Here is a 15,050-nt window from a genome sequence, read left to right on the forward strand (position 1 = left end):
GTTGATAGTGTAAATAGAGGAAAAATTCGTTTTTGTTAACACTTTATATAAAATAATTTTATGCAGTCAGTTTTACTTTGTATTTTAGATGGGTGGGGGGTTAAAAAAGGTGGCGATTATGATGCCATAACCCAAGCAAAAACACCAAATTTTGATAGTTTTTTGAAAAGTTATCCTAATTCTTCAGTTAAAACTTATGGCAGAGCCGTTGGCTTGCCTGAAGGACAGATGGGCAATTCTGAAGTTGGACATATGAATATTGGTGGCGGGCGGATTATCGCAGGTTCACTTGGTAAAATTGATAATGGCGTTGCATATGATACGCTTAAAAATCACCCAATTATTGCTAACTCAGTTGCTAATCTAAAAAAGAATAATTCGCAAATTCATATAATGGGATTGGCTTCTGATGGTGGCGTGCATAGTCATATTGATCACATAATTTATATGGCAAAATCATATGCGGAAGCGGGCGTTAATGTTAAGATGCACCTATTTACTGATGGGCGAGATACTAGCCCGAAATCTGCCGAGAAATATATTTCATCTCTAATTGAAAAACTAAAACCATATAAAAATATTGAACTCGCAACGCTTGGCGGAAGGTTTTATGGTATGGATCGCGATAATAGATGGGAAAGGGTTGAGGCCGCTTACAACGCAATAGTTAATGCGAAAGCTGAAAATAGTTTCTCAAATGCGATAGATTATATTAAAAATTCTTATGCAAATGATGTTACTGATGAATTTATCAAGCCTGCCACAAATCAATCCTATAAAGGCTTTCAAGCAGGCGACTCAATTTTAATGTGTAATTTTAGAGCTGATAGAGTTAGGGAAATTTTAACCGCAATAGTAGAAGAAAATTTTGATGGTTTTAATCGCACAAAACCTATTATATCCGAGTCGATAGGAATGGTGGAATATTCTGAAAAATTAAATCAAAAACTACAAACTATTTTCCCATCGGAATCTGTAAAAAACACTTTGGGTGAAGTAATTTCTGCAAATAATTTGAAGCAATTAAGAATTTCTGAAACGGAAAAATATGCTCATATAACTTTCTTTTTTAATGGCGGTGCTGAATCAGTTTTCAAGGGCGAGGAAAGAATTTTAGTGCCTTCCCCCAAAGTTGCAACCTATGATTTGAAGCCGGAAATGTCAGCATATCAAGTTACTGAAAAACTTGTTGAAGCTATTAAATCAAAAGAATTTTCTCTGATTGTTTGTAATTTCGCAAATGGTGATATGGTTGGGCATACTGGCGTTTTACCTGCCGCAATCAAAGCGGTTGAAGTATTAGATGAGTGTTTAGGTAAGCTCAAAAAAGCAATTGATGAAACCGGAATGGCGATGATTATAACTGCTGATCACGGCAATGTTGAAGAAATGCTTGATGAAAACGGGCAACCACACACACAACACACAGTGGGTTCGGTGCCGTTTATAATTGTGAATTCAAATAAAAATATTTCTGTTATAAAAGATGGAAGCCTTTGCGATATAGCCCCAACAATCTTGAAATTGATGGATACCCCTCAGCCAGAGGAGATGACTGGCAAGGCTTTATTTTAACCTCTTATAAACATTGATGGTAAGGTCATCATCAAAGGTAGTTTTGCCGATATAATTAGAAAATTTTGAGAATAATAAATCAGCAATTTCTTGAGCGGAACTTCCATTCACTTTTGAGAGAGTTTTGCTTATTTTATCTTCATTAAAGAATTCTCCTTGAGAATTTACACTTTCATTAAGTGCATCACTGAACACAAGCAAAACATCATTTTTGCTAAAATCTTCTGTAACAATGCTATATATTGTATCTCTATTTGCACCTATTGGCAATGCGTTTGAAACTAAATTTTTTACTTCACCATTTTCTTTACATAACATTGGGTATGGCGCACCAGCATTAGAAAAACTTAGTGTATTTTTTGCTATATCAATAACACCAAAAAACATAGTGGCATATTGCCCAATTGGCATAATTTCACAAAGGACATTATTTATTTTATGTAAAAACTCTGAGATATTAATGTCTGCTTTCAAATTTTCTTCAATTAGGCTGTGAACCCTAAAAGTATTCATCGCAGAGGCTATTCCGTGGCCAGTCAAATCAACGCAATAAATAACAATTTGGTTTTCATTCAGTATTTTTATTGACCAAAAATCGCCACCTAATTCCGAGCTTGGTTGAAATATGAAGCCTGTTTCAATGCCAACTTTTTCCTTAATTAAATTTAGTTTTTCCGAAGATGGAATAATTGATGCCTGTAAGAATTTTGCTTTTTCAAGCTCCTCACTAATTCTTTTTCTATAGGTAGAGTTTTCAAGATGGATTGTGCATCTTGTAAGAAATTCTTCCTTCTGAACTGGTTTTAGAATAACATCATTAGCACCATTTATGAAAGCATCATTTACATCTTTATTATTACTTGATGCGGTATGAACTAAAATTGCAATATCAGAAATTGCTGGGTTACTTCTAATTTCTTTAATAAGCTCAAAACCTGAAAGTTTAGGCATAAAAATATCGCAGACCAAAATTCTGGGATATATTTCTTTAACTAGATCAAGTGCTTCCTTACCATCTTTGGCAAAATGAAGGTTTCTAAATCCGGCTTCGCGAAGATATTTTTCAGAAATTTTTCTACTAATTTCACTATCGTCTGCAACCAAAACGGGCAAATCAAGCAAGCTAGATTGCTCTTTGAGAATTTTTTGATACATTAATAAGTAATTATTCTATGATAACTAATTTTAATTTAACTAAAGCAAAAAAAAAGCCAACTTAAAAGTTGGCTTTAGGGTATAAAAACAATTAAAAAATTATTTATATTTTTTCTCAACGAATTTAACATGCTTTCTTGCAACAGGGTCAAATTTATTGAACTCCATTTTACCTTGTTGCTTTTTAGGATTTTTTTTCGCGATTTTGTAATAGCCAGTGCCAGCTGTGCTTTCCATTCTAACTATAACTGTGTTTTTCTTTGCCATACTAAATTACCTTGCTTAATTTTATAGCTGTGAGATATATATTTATTAATGAATAAATCAAGTTTTATTTCTAGATAAAATAAGGTGCGTTCACGTAGGCAGATTTTAGCTTCTTAAGCACCAATTGTCACCCCGTGCTTGTCACGGGGTTAATGGTTGGAAGTGCCTTTATGTTTGAGGTTTGAGCGTGTTTTATTGTTAACCCCGCAATAAATGCGGGGTGACAAAGGTGGAAAAACATCAGAAAATATATTAAATCATTGATATATATGAGGATTATTACTAACAACTCGGAAGCTAAACTAGTTGATTTTGCCAATTCCAGCAGGCATTCGCAATCTGATAACTACGCCGTTCACTTTAGGCTTAGTAAGCTAACAGAAACTTATAAGAATGATTTTCACATAAAAATTGCTGTAAATATATTGAATGATATTTTCCGCGAAGAAATTGGCGAAATTGTTAGAATGTCAAATCTTGATGTATTTCTGCTTTATCGTGGGGCTGATAAATTGCTACTTAATAAGGCTATATTTCAGTTGAGGTATTTATTTTTTGATGATCCGCTTTCAAACCTTCCAGATGGCAGAGAAAATAAAGAATTCTGTGAAACTTATGATTTGAATTTTCAGTGGCAACAATTTTCAAGCCTAGCCTCCAAAATTATGTCTGAGGCTATGCTTAAAGAGCTTGGCAAAGACACGCTAACTCTCAGTGAAGAAAATTCCATTAAACAACCAGCGGTTAAATTATTTCCAGATATTGAAAAAGAAATTGCCGAAACAAAATTAGATTCCGCCATCAGAAAACAACCAGTTTGCACTATTAAAGATTTAATAAATCCAATTCCAAAGCCATTATATAATGAAATTTATATAAATATTCCCTTTTTGCAAAGAATGCTTGATACAAATTTCAAGCTGACTTCAAATAAATGGCTATTTAATTTTTTGACTGAAAAATTAGATGAAAAAGTTTTGGAAATTGTAAGCACCAACCCAGAGAGCTTTCTTTACATGCCAATAAGCTTGAACTTAAATTTAAGCTCTGTGCTATCAAAAGATTTTGCAGAATTTAGTGAGATTGCAAAAGATTTCAAAAGCCAGCTTGTTATTGAAATAACTGCATCAGATGTGCTTTCTGATATTTATTCATTTCAAAAAGTAAAAGATTTATCTCAGAAAAGAAATCATAAAATATGTTTAGATGGGCTTAATAATGAGAGTTTTCTTCATATAAACCGCAAAAAACTAGGGTTTGACCTTGTAAAGTTGCAATGGAATGCTGATGTTAAAGGGGATTTATTCTCTAAAAAAGAAAATCAACCCGTCCGAGATGCGATAGCAGATGCAGGTGCGAATCGCTTGATTTTATGTCGCTGTGATGACATTCACGCTATAGAATATGGCCACGCTTTAGGAATTAGCTTGTTTCAAGGTAGATATCCTGATAGATTACTTAATCCACAAAGTATGGTTATTAATTAGGGGTTATGTATTTAAGAAAAGGAAATCTCAAATTTGTTATTGAACAAAATAACCCTGAAAAATCTCTCAAAATTTCGCAATTCAGAAAATCTGTAGATGATAGAAGGGGCGGGGATTATTTCGGATATGACGAAGATGCAATAGTTGGTAAAGATTTTAGAATTTTACTGCCTGAGGATATAAAAGAAATTTTTGATGAAAACCTTGATTTTGCCTTTGATGGCAATGATCTTAAAGATATTGTAAGCCACATAATTACATTCAAAATAAAAAATGCAGGCGGTGAAGTTATTGATATGAACGCCTTTGCTGAGCGTGATATTTCTACAGAAGAAAAACAGCAGTTTAACCTGATTTTAGAGAAAAAATATTTCCTTCGGGATAAAGTAAAATCAATCCTGCAAGAATTATCACACACTAAAAATGCTATTGATGAACACACAAAATTAATAAATCACGATGTGTTTGTTCATACCCTTGATGAAATAATGGATTATCTATATGAAATTAAGGTTGAATCGGTGCTTTTAATTTTATCAGTGGAAGGTTTTTCAAATATTAGAAAAAGCGATGGCAAGGATAAATCAGATGAAATAATTTCAAAAATTGCTGAAGTTATAAGTTCAAACTTTAGAGCTAGAGATGTAGTTTCCTATTTAGGATTAGGCAAATTTGCGGTTGCAATGCTTAGAACCTTTGATGATGAAGTTGTTTATCCCCTTAAAAGGCTTGAATCTAATCTTAAACTTGCAGACATCTTTAAATATGATATATCTATTAATGCTCGCTTCGAGAGGATAGATGTTGGTCTTAAAGCTGCTGATATGATTGATTTAGTTAAAGCATCGCAAGTTAAGCTTACCATAAATAAAAATTGATTCATGCTATTCAAAAAAGAAAAACAACAGCAACAATCTAACAAGCAAATTCCTGATTATGGGCAGAAGATTTTTAAGGCTGCCGCTTTTGTTTTTCTTATTTTTGTTTTATATGAAACATATTCTAATGACTTAAAAAATAGGCTTTCAAATTCTAGCGAAGATGAAATTCCTGAACAAGTTTCGCAGGCTAGGATTAATCAAAAAGTGCAAGAAGCCTTTGATAAAATGTATGAAAATCCTGAATATAAGAAAATCCAAGATTTTGTTAATTACATTGATAAAAACATAGATAAAAACAACGGCACTGCACTTAAAACTCCCTCGGGTTACTTGTTATTTCTACCTTTTGATTCTGTTTTTAATAGCAACGCTATAAACAGTAAGATTGTTATAAAATCTGAAGAAACTGAATTTTATGTTGATTATAAAATTACTCATAAGGCAATCGAAGCCCCAAATTCAAACATTGTTCAGCAAGCTAGAAATAGCGATATTCAAGAGTTAAAAGAAAATATTGAAAAGACTGAAAAAAACATTTTATTAGAAGAAATAGCTAAGAAAAATGGCAAAGTTATTAATCTTATAGATAAAGATTTACCAAAGCCAGTTGCATATATAGAAAATAATCACTCAGCAAAAGCTAGTAATTTACCAAAATCTCTGGCTCAAAAAATTGAAACTAAACCAACAGATAATCCAGAAGAAAAGAAATTCAGAAAAGTTGCTGAGAAGCAAAAAAATAAACCTGTTGCTACTAGTAAAAAGCAGGAAACTCTCCCTTCGGATAATAATATAAAGCCTGTCTCGGAAGCAATAATAAAAAAGCCAATAGATTTGAAATTGGATTAATTTTTTAATCAATTGTAATTTAGCCACATTTGTAAATTTTCATAAAATTTGAAATAAAATTGAACTGAAAGATTTTGCTAATCATCAAGTTTTAATGTAAATATTGTAATGGGCATGTAGCCTATACCTTTTTTTTAACAACAATCCAAGTAGGAGGTTCTATGGTAGGTATTAACTCAAATCTTGCTGCCGCGTCGGCATCAAGAAATCTAACTAGTGCAGGTTCTGTTGCATCTAGTTCAATCGCAAAACTCTCAAGTGGTAGCAGAATTATTAAAGCATCTGATGACGTAGCTGGTCTATCCATCGGTACTTCAATAAGCACAACTGTTAAATCTTTAGAGATTGCGAAACTCAACACTGAGCAAGCTAGAAGCGTTCTTCAGATCGCTGATGGTGCGCTTAAACAAATCGGCGATATTTTATCTCGTCAAAAGGCTCTTGCAGTTCAATCAAACTCTGGTTCACTTGGTAACACTCAAAGGGCATTCTTAAACCAAGAGTTCTCGGCTCTTAAATCAGAGATTGATCGTATCGTTACCACGACTTCATTTAACGGAATTACTCTATTAAATGGCTCTATTGCTGGTGATGCAAGCGTTCAAGTTTCTGGTCCACTTAATGCTGGTATTATCCAAGATCAAGATGTTTCAGTTTCTGCAACTGTATCTTCTTACAATGCTGTTGGAACACCTGGTTCAAGCGTTACAGCGGTGCAATCGCTTGCTTCATTTGATGATACTTCAGTTCAGCAAACTGGTTTTGGTACATTTAGTGCAGTTTACTTCAATGAAAATGGAACGGGCGCTGAATCAGTAGTTGTTCAAACAATCATTGGTGATAAAACTTATATTGGAACAATCACTGCTTCTGGTAATGGTGGTAACATTGCCGCTGCAACTGATGTTGTGTTTACTGCTAATGATGGCTCAGGCTCAGCTTTCACTTTAAGGTTAGCTGCTGGAACTGGTTCTATCAACACTTCTGGTGCTGCAGATACTTATTTAGGCACATTAACAACTGATTTATCTGCTGTTGAATTGCAACAAACAAGAGTTGTTTCTGGCTTAAATTCAGTTACTGGAACAAGGCTTGGTGGTTTAACAATTGCTTCTGACGTTACAATTCGTGGTAAAACTTTTGATACTACAAACAACGATTTTGGAACGATTGGTCAGTTCACAGCAGTTGCTGGTGCAGGCTCTGCTAATTACATCACTGTAACTTTAAATGGTAAAACATTCAGTGCTTCTGATATTGGTGGCGCAAATGATACTTTGGCTGCTGCTGATGGCACTATAACTTTAATTGGTCGTGATGCAATTGGTGCTGATAACAATGAAAGGCTAATCATTAGCGTTGCAAACATTGGCTCTAACACCGTTGATTTAACTGATGCTGAGCAAGTTGCTGAGTTAGAATCAGCTCTTAACCAATTATTTGGCGTAGGTAACACTGGTGATGCTTACACTACAGTTGGCACAGCTGATTCAACTTATGTTTCTGCGGTTTCTGTTTCTGAATTCAATGACGCATCTTTCCAAGGTGAAGGTTTTGGAACTTTTGAAATAGTATCATTTGATGAAAATGGTTCAAACGCGGAAGATGTTGTTATTAGAACTCAAATCGGTGATAAAGTATATGTAAGTGCTAATTTAGTTGCTTCAGGTAATGGTGGTAATATTGCGGCTCAGGATCTAGAATTCACAGCTACTGATGGTTCTGGTTCTAAATTCAGCTTAAGTCTTGCTGCTGTGACTGGTGCATTAAATACATCAACTACTGCTGCAACTTATGCTTCTAATTTAACCACAGCTTTAGCTAATGTTGATATTTATCAGATTAGAACAGTTAACAGCGTAACAGCTGCTAATATTAACGACACAGTTCTTGACGGCTTAACTGCTTCATCTGTAACTATCAGATCTAATAATTTTGATATTACTAATACTGATTTCGGTGATATTGGAAACTTTGTTGGTGTCGCTGGTGTTGGTGCTAACAATTCACTTTCTGTAATTGTTAATGGCACAACTTTCAGTGCAACTGATTTAGGTGGTGCTAATGATATCCTATCTTCAGCTGATCAAACAATTACTTTAATTGGTCGTGATGCTGCTGGTAATGATAACAATCAAAGGATCACTATTGATATCACTGGTTTAACTGGTTCTATCAACCTTGAAAATGCTGATGAAGTTAAAGCATTAACAAATGCTTTAGATTCTTACTTTGGTGTAGGTGCATCTGGTTCTGGTGGTTTATCATTCCAAGTTGGTTCTGCATTATCTGATAAAATTGCTATCTCAATTAAAGATGTATCAACTAGCAAGATTTATCTTGATAATGATGGTGTTGCACAAACTCTATCAATTGATACACAAGCTGGTGCACAAACAGCAGTTGAAGCACTAGATAACGCAATATCTTCAGTTATCTCTCGCAGGGCTGATGTTGGTGCTGCAATTTCAAGATTTGAATTTGCTTCATCTAACATTGAAGTATCAATCGCAAACCAAGATGCTGCTCGTGGTAGCTTCCTTGATGCAAATATAGCAGAAGAATCTACTAAATTTGCTACAAATCAGGTGAAATTACAGGCTTCTGTATCGGTTCTTGCTCAGGCAAACCAGATACCGCAGTTACTACTAAGACTAGTTCAGCAGTAATTATCTTTTTTACTTACAGGGGTGGAAGGCAACTTCCCCCCTTTTCTATCTTAAAATATAACTCCCACCTAGAATTTGGCATAAATATAGCTTTCATTAAACTATAATTTCTATATTTTATTAAAGGCTATAAACATAAATAAAATTTTGGAGGTCTTTATGGAAGTTAACGGAGTTTCAAATATTCAATCGGTTCAGGTTTCGCAAAATACTGCACCACAATCAGGGGTTGGAGCTGTTCAAACTATTGAACAAAGGCAAGATTTTACAGCACAAAGAGTTGTAAGTGCTGGTGAAAAATCTTCAATTGAACAAAACGCCGCTCGCTCAGAAGAAAGACGCTTTGAAGCTCTAAAGGGCGTTGCAGTTAGCTTAGTTGGTGGTGATAACCCATATTTTAATGATTATGTATTTACCATCTATAAAGGCTCTCAATCCAATAGTTTAGATAAATACTATATTCGCTTTACAGATATTTCTACTGGTAGAATTGAAACAAAATCTGAAGTGGAAGTTTTCCAGCTTGGTGGTGGTTCTGGAAATGTTGTTAGTGGCTCTTTATAAACAAAAAACTATTTCCAATGACAACTATAAATTTAGGAAATATTGTTGGAAATACCATCTCAGGAATAGCTTCTGGCTTGGATAGCACCAAGCTTGTTGAGGAATTATCGGCTCTAAGAAAAAGGCCAATTGATACTCTAAACCTTCAAATAAAAACAAATCAAACCAAAGTTACTGAATATAGTAGCCTTAATACGAATCTTAATGCGTTAAAAAATTCGGTTAATTTTTTGAGAAACCCTACTGGGGTATTAAGCAATTTTTCTAACGCTTTTGAGTATAGATCAGCAAATCTTTTTTCTACCACACTTTCTGCTTCAAGTTATTTATCTGTAACCGCAGATCCGGGGGCTCAGATTGGTAATAGCAAAATTGAAATTGGCTCTATTGCAAAAACTTTAGAGCAAAGAACTGGAAGCTTTAACACAAGAAGCCTCTCTGCAACAACAGCTTCATCAGGGTCATATTTTACTGCTGGAACATTTGAAATTGGCTCAGGTGTTACAAAAGAGGTTACAGGCACAACACTAACTGGCTTTCAGCTTGCATCAGGTGATTATTCCGTTGAGGGAAGTGCGACAGGTATTCTGACTGCCGCTGGTATAGAAAATTTCAATGTTGTGGGCGGAAGTGGTGGGTTAGTTGGTCTGCAAGGTTCAATTTCAGGCATTACAGCAAGCTATGATAATACAGCGAATACTACAACACTAAGCTTTACAAAAAATGGGGTTGTATATACATCAAATGCGATTACCTCTGATACCTCAATAAATGCAGGTGCAAATACAGGTGTTGCAAGTGGGGCGGTTATAACTTTTACAGGAAATTCAGGCGGTGTGAATGAAACATCTTTTACCCTAACACTTGATGAAGATATTATAATTGATGATTTACAATCAAACGCAAACAGCTTCGCAACTAACTTAAATTCAGCTTTATCAAATCAAAAAATTTATCAAAGCAGAAGAATAAATAATTTCACTAATGCAGATGTTAAAGCACCATTAACCGGTTTAACATCTTCAAATGTTCGTTTTATTTCGGATAATTTTAATACTTCAAATGGGCAATTTGGCACTATCAGAGATTTTCAAGTGCAATATAGCACTGGCTCAAATGGCATAATTTCAGTTAGGGTGGGTGATGAAATTTTTAGGGCTTCAAACCTTGGCACTACCCTTAATGCAAACCTTACCTTAGAAAGCACAACCAGCGATAAAAAAATTCAGATTAATTTGGGTGATGCTGGAGTTAGTGCAAATATCTCAACAAGGGAAAATGCTTCCTCTTTAGAAAAAGCACTTGGCTATGCTTTTGGAACTCGTGAATTAGTTGATTTTACTATTGTAGAAGGGGAATCCTTAAATGATATAGTTTTCAATCTAAACCAGAAGAAATCACTCACTGGCTTATCCGCATCTATCGTTCAAGTTGGTGATTTTGACTTCAGATTATCGTTAAAATCTGCTACAGAAGGCTTGGATAATTCATATCAGTTTTTTGATGCAGGTGGTGTTTTAACTAATGCTTCTATAACTACAACACAATCGGCCTCAAATGCAATATTCTCAGTTGATGGTGTAGAAATTGAAAGAAGCACAAATACAATCGCCGATGTTAAAGAAAATGTTACATTCACCCTTAGAAATGTTACACCTGATTATGGTGAAATTACTGCTGATAGCATTGATGTTGCAATAAATTTTGATGCAGATTTAGTTACTGAAAGAATCGTTGCTTTTCTTGATTCTTATAATGCTTTTAGGGTTTATGAAGCAAAGCAAAATGAGCGTGATCCCGCAACTCAAAAATACAAAGATACTGCAATCTTAGGCGGTGATACAATTCTTAAATCTCTCTCTGATTTACTTTCAATTGAGATTAACAGAATTGTTGATGGCACAACTGATAGCAATTTTAGATCACTTGCTGATATAGGCATTACACTTAATGATTTTGCTGGTGATGAAACTACTATCGCCACAAATAATATTCTTAATTATGATGAATCTGAGCTAAAAAACGCAATAGCAAATAATTTTGAAAAAATTAGAGAAATTTTTGAGTTAAAATCAACTATTAGCTCGTCAAATCTAGTTTTATCTAAATCAAGCAATAGCATTACGCTTAATGAATTTAAGCTTGATATTGATACTTCAAGAGCTGTAGGCCAGCAAGTTAAACTTCTAAATGCTGATGGCACTGATTATCTTTCAGGGGGTCAAAATGTTTATCTTTCTTTAAGTGCAGGCATTATTTCTGGTGCAACTGGAACGCCAGTAGCTGGCTTAGAATTTATTTATACTGGTGATGGCACTGATGAAATTTCTGTATCAATTACGCAAGGTATCGCAGATAAAATTTATAACATAGCAGATGATTATTTGAAAGATGGTGGAATTTTAGAAGTAACTATTGATGAAATAGTTGCTTCTAATGAAGATTTTTCTTCAGAGGTTATCTCACTTGAAGATAGGCTTGAAGATTATGTTAAAAGATTAAGAGATCAATTCGCGGCATTAGAGCAGGCTATCAATAGTGCAAACTCAGTTTTATTACTGCTAGAAGCACAAGATAATGTTCGTAATGCTAGGAATTAATTTTAATAAGTAAAAATCAACAAGGCTAAAATGTATTTAGCTATAGGAGGTCAAGATGACATACGCTATAAATAATTATAAAAATGCATTCCAAACGCTGGATAAATTCAGCAATCTTTTTTCATTATATGAAGGGGCAATTGTTAGCCTTATGCAAGCAAAAGATGCGATTATAAATAAAGATGTTCAAACCAGATATAACAAAATTGAAAAAGCATACCTTATAGTTTCTGGGCTCCGTGATTGTTTGGATATTGAAAATGGTGGTGAGGTTGCGGAAACCTTAAAAGATTGGTATACTGGTGTTTGCTACAGAATTTTAAGCATTAATTCTTCAGAAGATTTATCTATGTGCGATATGTGCATTAGACACTTAAAAGAAATGAAGGATTCTTGGCTGGAAGCAAAAAACACCTATGAAAAAGAATTAAAAGAAGATTCAAAAAGCGGGGCGAATGATGGTTTTTTGCCTGATATTTCGATCTACTTCAACCCTGCAAATATAGGTGCTATGCAAGCCCAACCAATGGCATTCAGTGTTTAGCTAATATACTAAATCGTAGTAAAATCATCAGCGTCAAAAGTGAAATTTGAAGTTGTATTAACTTCAATTATTTGACCATCAGGTAAAGTAATTTCTGATATAGAACCAGTTTTAACAATCACTAAATCGCTGAAGTCAATTCCAGAATTTAGAGCAATTTTATCGCCATTGCGAAAGCCTTTAATAATATCTTTCTCGCCACTAGCGGTAAAATCAAAGGTGAATATATCATTTCCACCGCCACCTTCTAAAATATCATTTCCAAGCCCACCGCTGATATTATCATTACCACTACTAGCTCTAATATTATCATCACCATCGCCGCCTTTAATAATATCATTTCCACTTCCACCAAAAATGCTATCATTACCAACACCACCATCAATTATATCATCGCCACTGCCAGCATAAATTAAATCATCGCCATCATCGCCATTAAGTTCGTCATTCCCTAAGTTACCATACAATTTATCAGCACCATCTCCCCCTGAAATCTTATCATCACCAAATCCACCTCTTATATCGTCATCTCCTGCATCACCATTAAGCTCGTCATCGCCTGATTTACCTCTAATAATATCCTCACCATCTCCACCAGCTAAAATATCGTTACCTCTACTGCCATAAACTTGGTCATTTCCTGATCCAGCATCCGCAATATTTCCGTTAGCAGAGTTTTGAAAATAAATCCTATCATTATCATCTCCACCAAAAACTAAGGCAAGCCCGCCATCTCTAACAAATATTGCATCATCACCAGTTCCACCATCTATTATATCTCCAACAAAATTTGTGCCGTTATATGAAATAGAAGCACCAGCACTATCAGAAGTGCCAGATCTTAAAGTGTCATTACCGCCATTGCCAATTATAAGGTCATTGCCAGAACCTCCATAAACTACATCTCTATTTTCAGAGCCATTAACAACATCATTGCCTTCTCCTGCATCAACATATGAAAATCTTCTAGTGTTTGCGGGATAATTTGTGTTTGTGAGGTTTATTTCGTCATTGCCAGCTAGAGCATTAATTCTAACTAAAAAGCCACCATTATCAAAAATGTCATCATTTGTTGTCCCGGTTAATCTTTGTCCGTTTGCAGTTCCAAGAATAGTCATAAGCCCTCGAAATATAGTTGTTAGCCCACCCAATATGAGGTTTCCTTAGCATAAAATTAGCTGTTAGTAAAGCTTTGATTAAAAAATTAATTTTTTGAAAATAATGCTTGAAGATGAGATTAATATCTCTATAAAACTCGCAAAATATTATTGATAATAGTTTTAATAATATTTCTTTTTTCTATGATCCCGTAGCTCAGTCGGTAGAGCATCTGACTTTTAATCAGTGGGTCACAAGTTCGAATCTTGTCGGGATCACCATTTTTTGCATTCCTAAATTTTACTTAATAGAATAGATATTTGTATTAAAATTACTTCTTCAAAATCCCCTTTGTGTCGTGAAAGGGTTGGTTTTGCTAGTGATTATGAACTTTAGTGAACTTTGTGGGTTTTATAGATGGTCGAGCGGAGGCTTTCATATTGTTTGATTAACCAGCTGTATATAAACAATTATCGGTCAATATGAAAAATGCTTGTACCCCCATTTATACCCCCAGAATGACTTTTTAGAGATATAAAGTATCGTTAATTTTTGTGTTATACTAAATATCAAAAATTTTTCAAGTGCGGTTATATGCATTAAAAACACCCCTAAGGGAGATTTTGAAATTTTGATTAGGCTTTATAGGGGTGATTATTCAAGATAAACACTAATATTATTATGGTAATTCATAAAGGGGGGTAGCCCCCTTAATCTATAGGAGAGGTTAGGTTATAGCTTCCTTTTCCACACAGATACGCTATAATTGCTTGCAGGAAAAGCACTATCGCTATCTAGTTATAGCTTCCTTTTCCACACAGATACGCTATAATGTTTCACGATTATTTAAGTCGTGTTCGCAAGTTATAGCTTCCTTTTCCACACAGATACGCTATAATATTTATTAAGTCCGTATGGCGGTATAATTGGTTATAGCTTCCTTTTCCACACAGATACGCTATAATAACAACTAACCAAAAGGAGCTTTATGATAAGTTATAGCTTCCTTTTCCACACAGATACGCTATAATGACGGCACATTAGCAGGCAATCCAGTTTTGGTTATAGCTTCCTTTTCCACACAGATACGCTATAATGAAAGTAATTGTAAAGAGCTTGCTTTAGGTGTTATAGCTTCCTTTTCCACACAGATACGCTATAATTAAGCAGTATATCTGGTTGCATCTTGTGCGGTTATAGCTTCCTTTTCCACACAGATACGCTATAATCAAATTCTGATAGGGATATGGGAAATTGTAGTTATAGCTTCCTTTTCCACACAGATACGCTATAATTATGCTCACGGGGTTTTAATTCTCCAGTTTGTTATAGCTTCCTTTTCCACACAGATACGCTATAAT

General features: G+C 34.5%; 11 protein-coding genes, 1 tRNA gene and 1 CRISPR repeat array (1 of these 13 only partly in view). Of the genes, 9 read left to right on the forward strand and 3 right to left on the reverse strand.

Features of this window, described 5'->3' with window-relative positions; genetic code table 11:
* Nucleotides 1-60 precede the first annotated feature (60 nt).
* Entirely contained in the window at nt 61-1,575 is a 1,515-nt protein-coding gene (gene gpmI / locus SFT90_03780; protein MDX1949606.1) for a 2,3-bisphosphoglycerate-independent phosphoglycerate mutase, read from the forward strand.
* Here gpmI and SFT90_03785 read toward each other — a convergent pair.
* Together SFT90_03785 and rpmG are read right to left on the reverse strand one after the other, a co-directional pair.
* Nucleotides 1,567-2,730, reverse strand: a complete 1,164-nt coding sequence (locus tag SFT90_03785; GenBank protein MDX1949607.1) for a SpoIIE family protein phosphatase — start codon at nt 2,728-2,730, stop codon at nt 1,567-1,569. The genes gpmI and SFT90_03785 overlap by 9 nt on opposite strands.
* Nucleotides 2,731-2,829: 99 nt before the next feature.
* Nucleotides 2,830-2,997 (reverse strand): 50S ribosomal protein L33, encoded by a 168-nt coding sequence (rpmG, locus tag SFT90_03790; protein ID MDX1949608.1) that lies wholly within the window; start codon nt 2,995-2,997, stop codon nt 2,830-2,832.
* A gap of 269 nt (nt 2,998-3,266) precedes the next feature.
* Between rpmG and SFT90_03795 the strand changes: the two genes are divergently transcribed.
* The 7 genes from SFT90_03795 to SFT90_03825 all read left to right on the forward strand — a co-directional run bounded on the left by SFT90_03795 (nt 3,267) and on the right by SFT90_03825 (nt 12,591).
* The gene (locus SFT90_03795) at nt 3,267-4,484 is read left to right on the forward strand and encodes a hypothetical protein (GenBank protein ID MDX1949609.1); all 1,218 of its coding nucleotides are present in this window, start codon (nt 3,267-3,269) and stop codon (nt 4,482-4,484) included.
* Between the two features lie 5 nt (nt 4,485-4,489).
* Nucleotides 4,490-5,362 (forward strand): diguanylate cyclase, encoded by an 873-nt coding sequence (locus SFT90_03800; GenBank protein MDX1949610.1) that lies wholly within the window; start codon nt 4,490-4,492, stop codon nt 5,360-5,362.
* A gap of 3 nt (nt 5,363-5,365) precedes the next feature.
* Entirely contained in the window at nt 5,366-6,214 is an 849-nt protein-coding gene (locus SFT90_03805) for a hypothetical protein (GenBank protein MDX1949611.1), read from the forward strand.
* A gap of 161 nt (nt 6,215-6,375) precedes the next feature.
* The gene (locus SFT90_03810; protein MDX1949612.1) at nt 6,376-8,883 is read left to right on the forward strand and encodes a flagellin; all 2,508 of its coding nucleotides are present in this window, start codon (nt 6,376-6,378) and stop codon (nt 8,881-8,883) included.
* A 159-nt stretch (nt 8,884-9,042) separates the two neighbouring features.
* Nucleotides 9,043-9,447 (forward strand): hypothetical protein, encoded by a 405-nt coding sequence (locus SFT90_03815; GenBank protein ID MDX1949613.1) that lies wholly within the window; start codon nt 9,043-9,045, stop codon nt 9,445-9,447.
* 17 nt (nt 9,448-9,464) lie between these two features.
* The gene (fliD, locus tag SFT90_03820) at nt 9,465-12,047 is read left to right on the forward strand and encodes a flagellar filament capping protein FliD (protein ID MDX1949614.1); all 2,583 of its coding nucleotides are present in this window, start codon (nt 9,465-9,467) and stop codon (nt 12,045-12,047) included.
* A gap of 55 nt (nt 12,048-12,102) precedes the next feature.
* A complete protein-coding gene (locus tag SFT90_03825) occupies nt 12,103-12,591 on the forward strand; it encodes a flagellar protein FliS (protein ID MDX1949615.1) in 489 nt (162 codons plus the stop codon).
* Between the two features lie 8 nt (nt 12,592-12,599).
* On the opposite strand, the gene SFT90_03830 is transcribed toward SFT90_03825, so the two are convergent.
* Nucleotides 12,600-13,709, reverse strand: coding sequence for a calcium-binding protein (locus tag SFT90_03830; protein MDX1949616.1), 1,110 nt, complete (start codon nt 13,707-13,709; stop codon nt 12,600-12,602).
* 185 nt (nt 13,710-13,894) lie between these two features.
* On the opposite strand from SFT90_03830, the gene SFT90_03835 reads away from it, so the two are divergent.
* A tRNA-Lys gene (locus tag SFT90_03835) sits at nt 13,895-13,970 on the forward strand.
* 450 nt (nt 13,971-14,420) lie between these two features.
* Nucleotides 14,421-15,050: direct repeats of the CRISPR family, unit length 36 nt; unit sequence GTTATAGCTTCCTTTTCCACACAGATACGCTATAAT; it runs 528 nt beyond the window's last position.

The sequence above is a fragment of the Rickettsiales bacterium genome, from assembly GCA_033762595.1.
GTDB lineage: Bacteria > Pseudomonadota > Alphaproteobacteria > Rickettsiales > UBA8987 > JANPLD01.

What these genes read in the sequence shown, in the direction of transcription:
- SFT90_03830 (MDX1949616.1), bottom strand. Translation starts at nt 13,709, where the DNA reads ATGACTATTCTTGGAACTGCAAACGGACAAAGATTAACCGGGACAACA.
- SFT90_03825 (MDX1949615.1), top strand. Translation starts at nt 12,103, where the DNA reads ATGACATACGCTATAAATAATTATAAAAATGCATTCCAAACGCTGGAT.
- SFT90_03785 (MDX1949607.1), bottom strand. Translation starts at nt 2,730, where the DNA reads ATGTATCAAAAAATTCTCAAAGAGCAATCTAGCTTGCTTGATTTGCCC.
- rpmG (MDX1949608.1), bottom strand. Translation starts at nt 2,997, where the DNA reads ATGGCAAAGAAAAACACAGTTATAGTTAGAATGGAAAGCACAGCTGGC.
- SFT90_03810 (MDX1949612.1), top strand. Translation starts at nt 6,376, where the DNA reads ATGGTAGGTATTAACTCAAATCTTGCTGCCGCGTCGGCATCAAGAAAT.
- gpmI (MDX1949606.1), top strand. Translation starts at nt 61, where the DNA reads ATGCAGTCAGTTTTACTTTGTATTTTAGATGGGTGGGGGGTTAAAAAA.
- SFT90_03805 (MDX1949611.1), top strand. Translation starts at nt 5,366, where the DNA reads ATGCTATTCAAAAAAGAAAAACAACAGCAACAATCTAACAAGCAAATT.
- SFT90_03815 (MDX1949613.1), top strand. Translation starts at nt 9,043, where the DNA reads ATGGAAGTTAACGGAGTTTCAAATATTCAATCGGTTCAGGTTTCGCAA.
- fliD (MDX1949614.1), top strand. Translation starts at nt 9,465, where the DNA reads ATGACAACTATAAATTTAGGAAATATTGTTGGAAATACCATCTCAGGA.
- SFT90_03800 (MDX1949610.1), top strand. Translation starts at nt 4,490, where the DNA reads ATGTATTTAAGAAAAGGAAATCTCAAATTTGTTATTGAACAAAATAAC.
- SFT90_03795 (MDX1949609.1), top strand. Translation starts at nt 3,267, where the DNA reads ATGAGGATTATTACTAACAACTCGGAAGCTAAACTAGTTGATTTTGCC.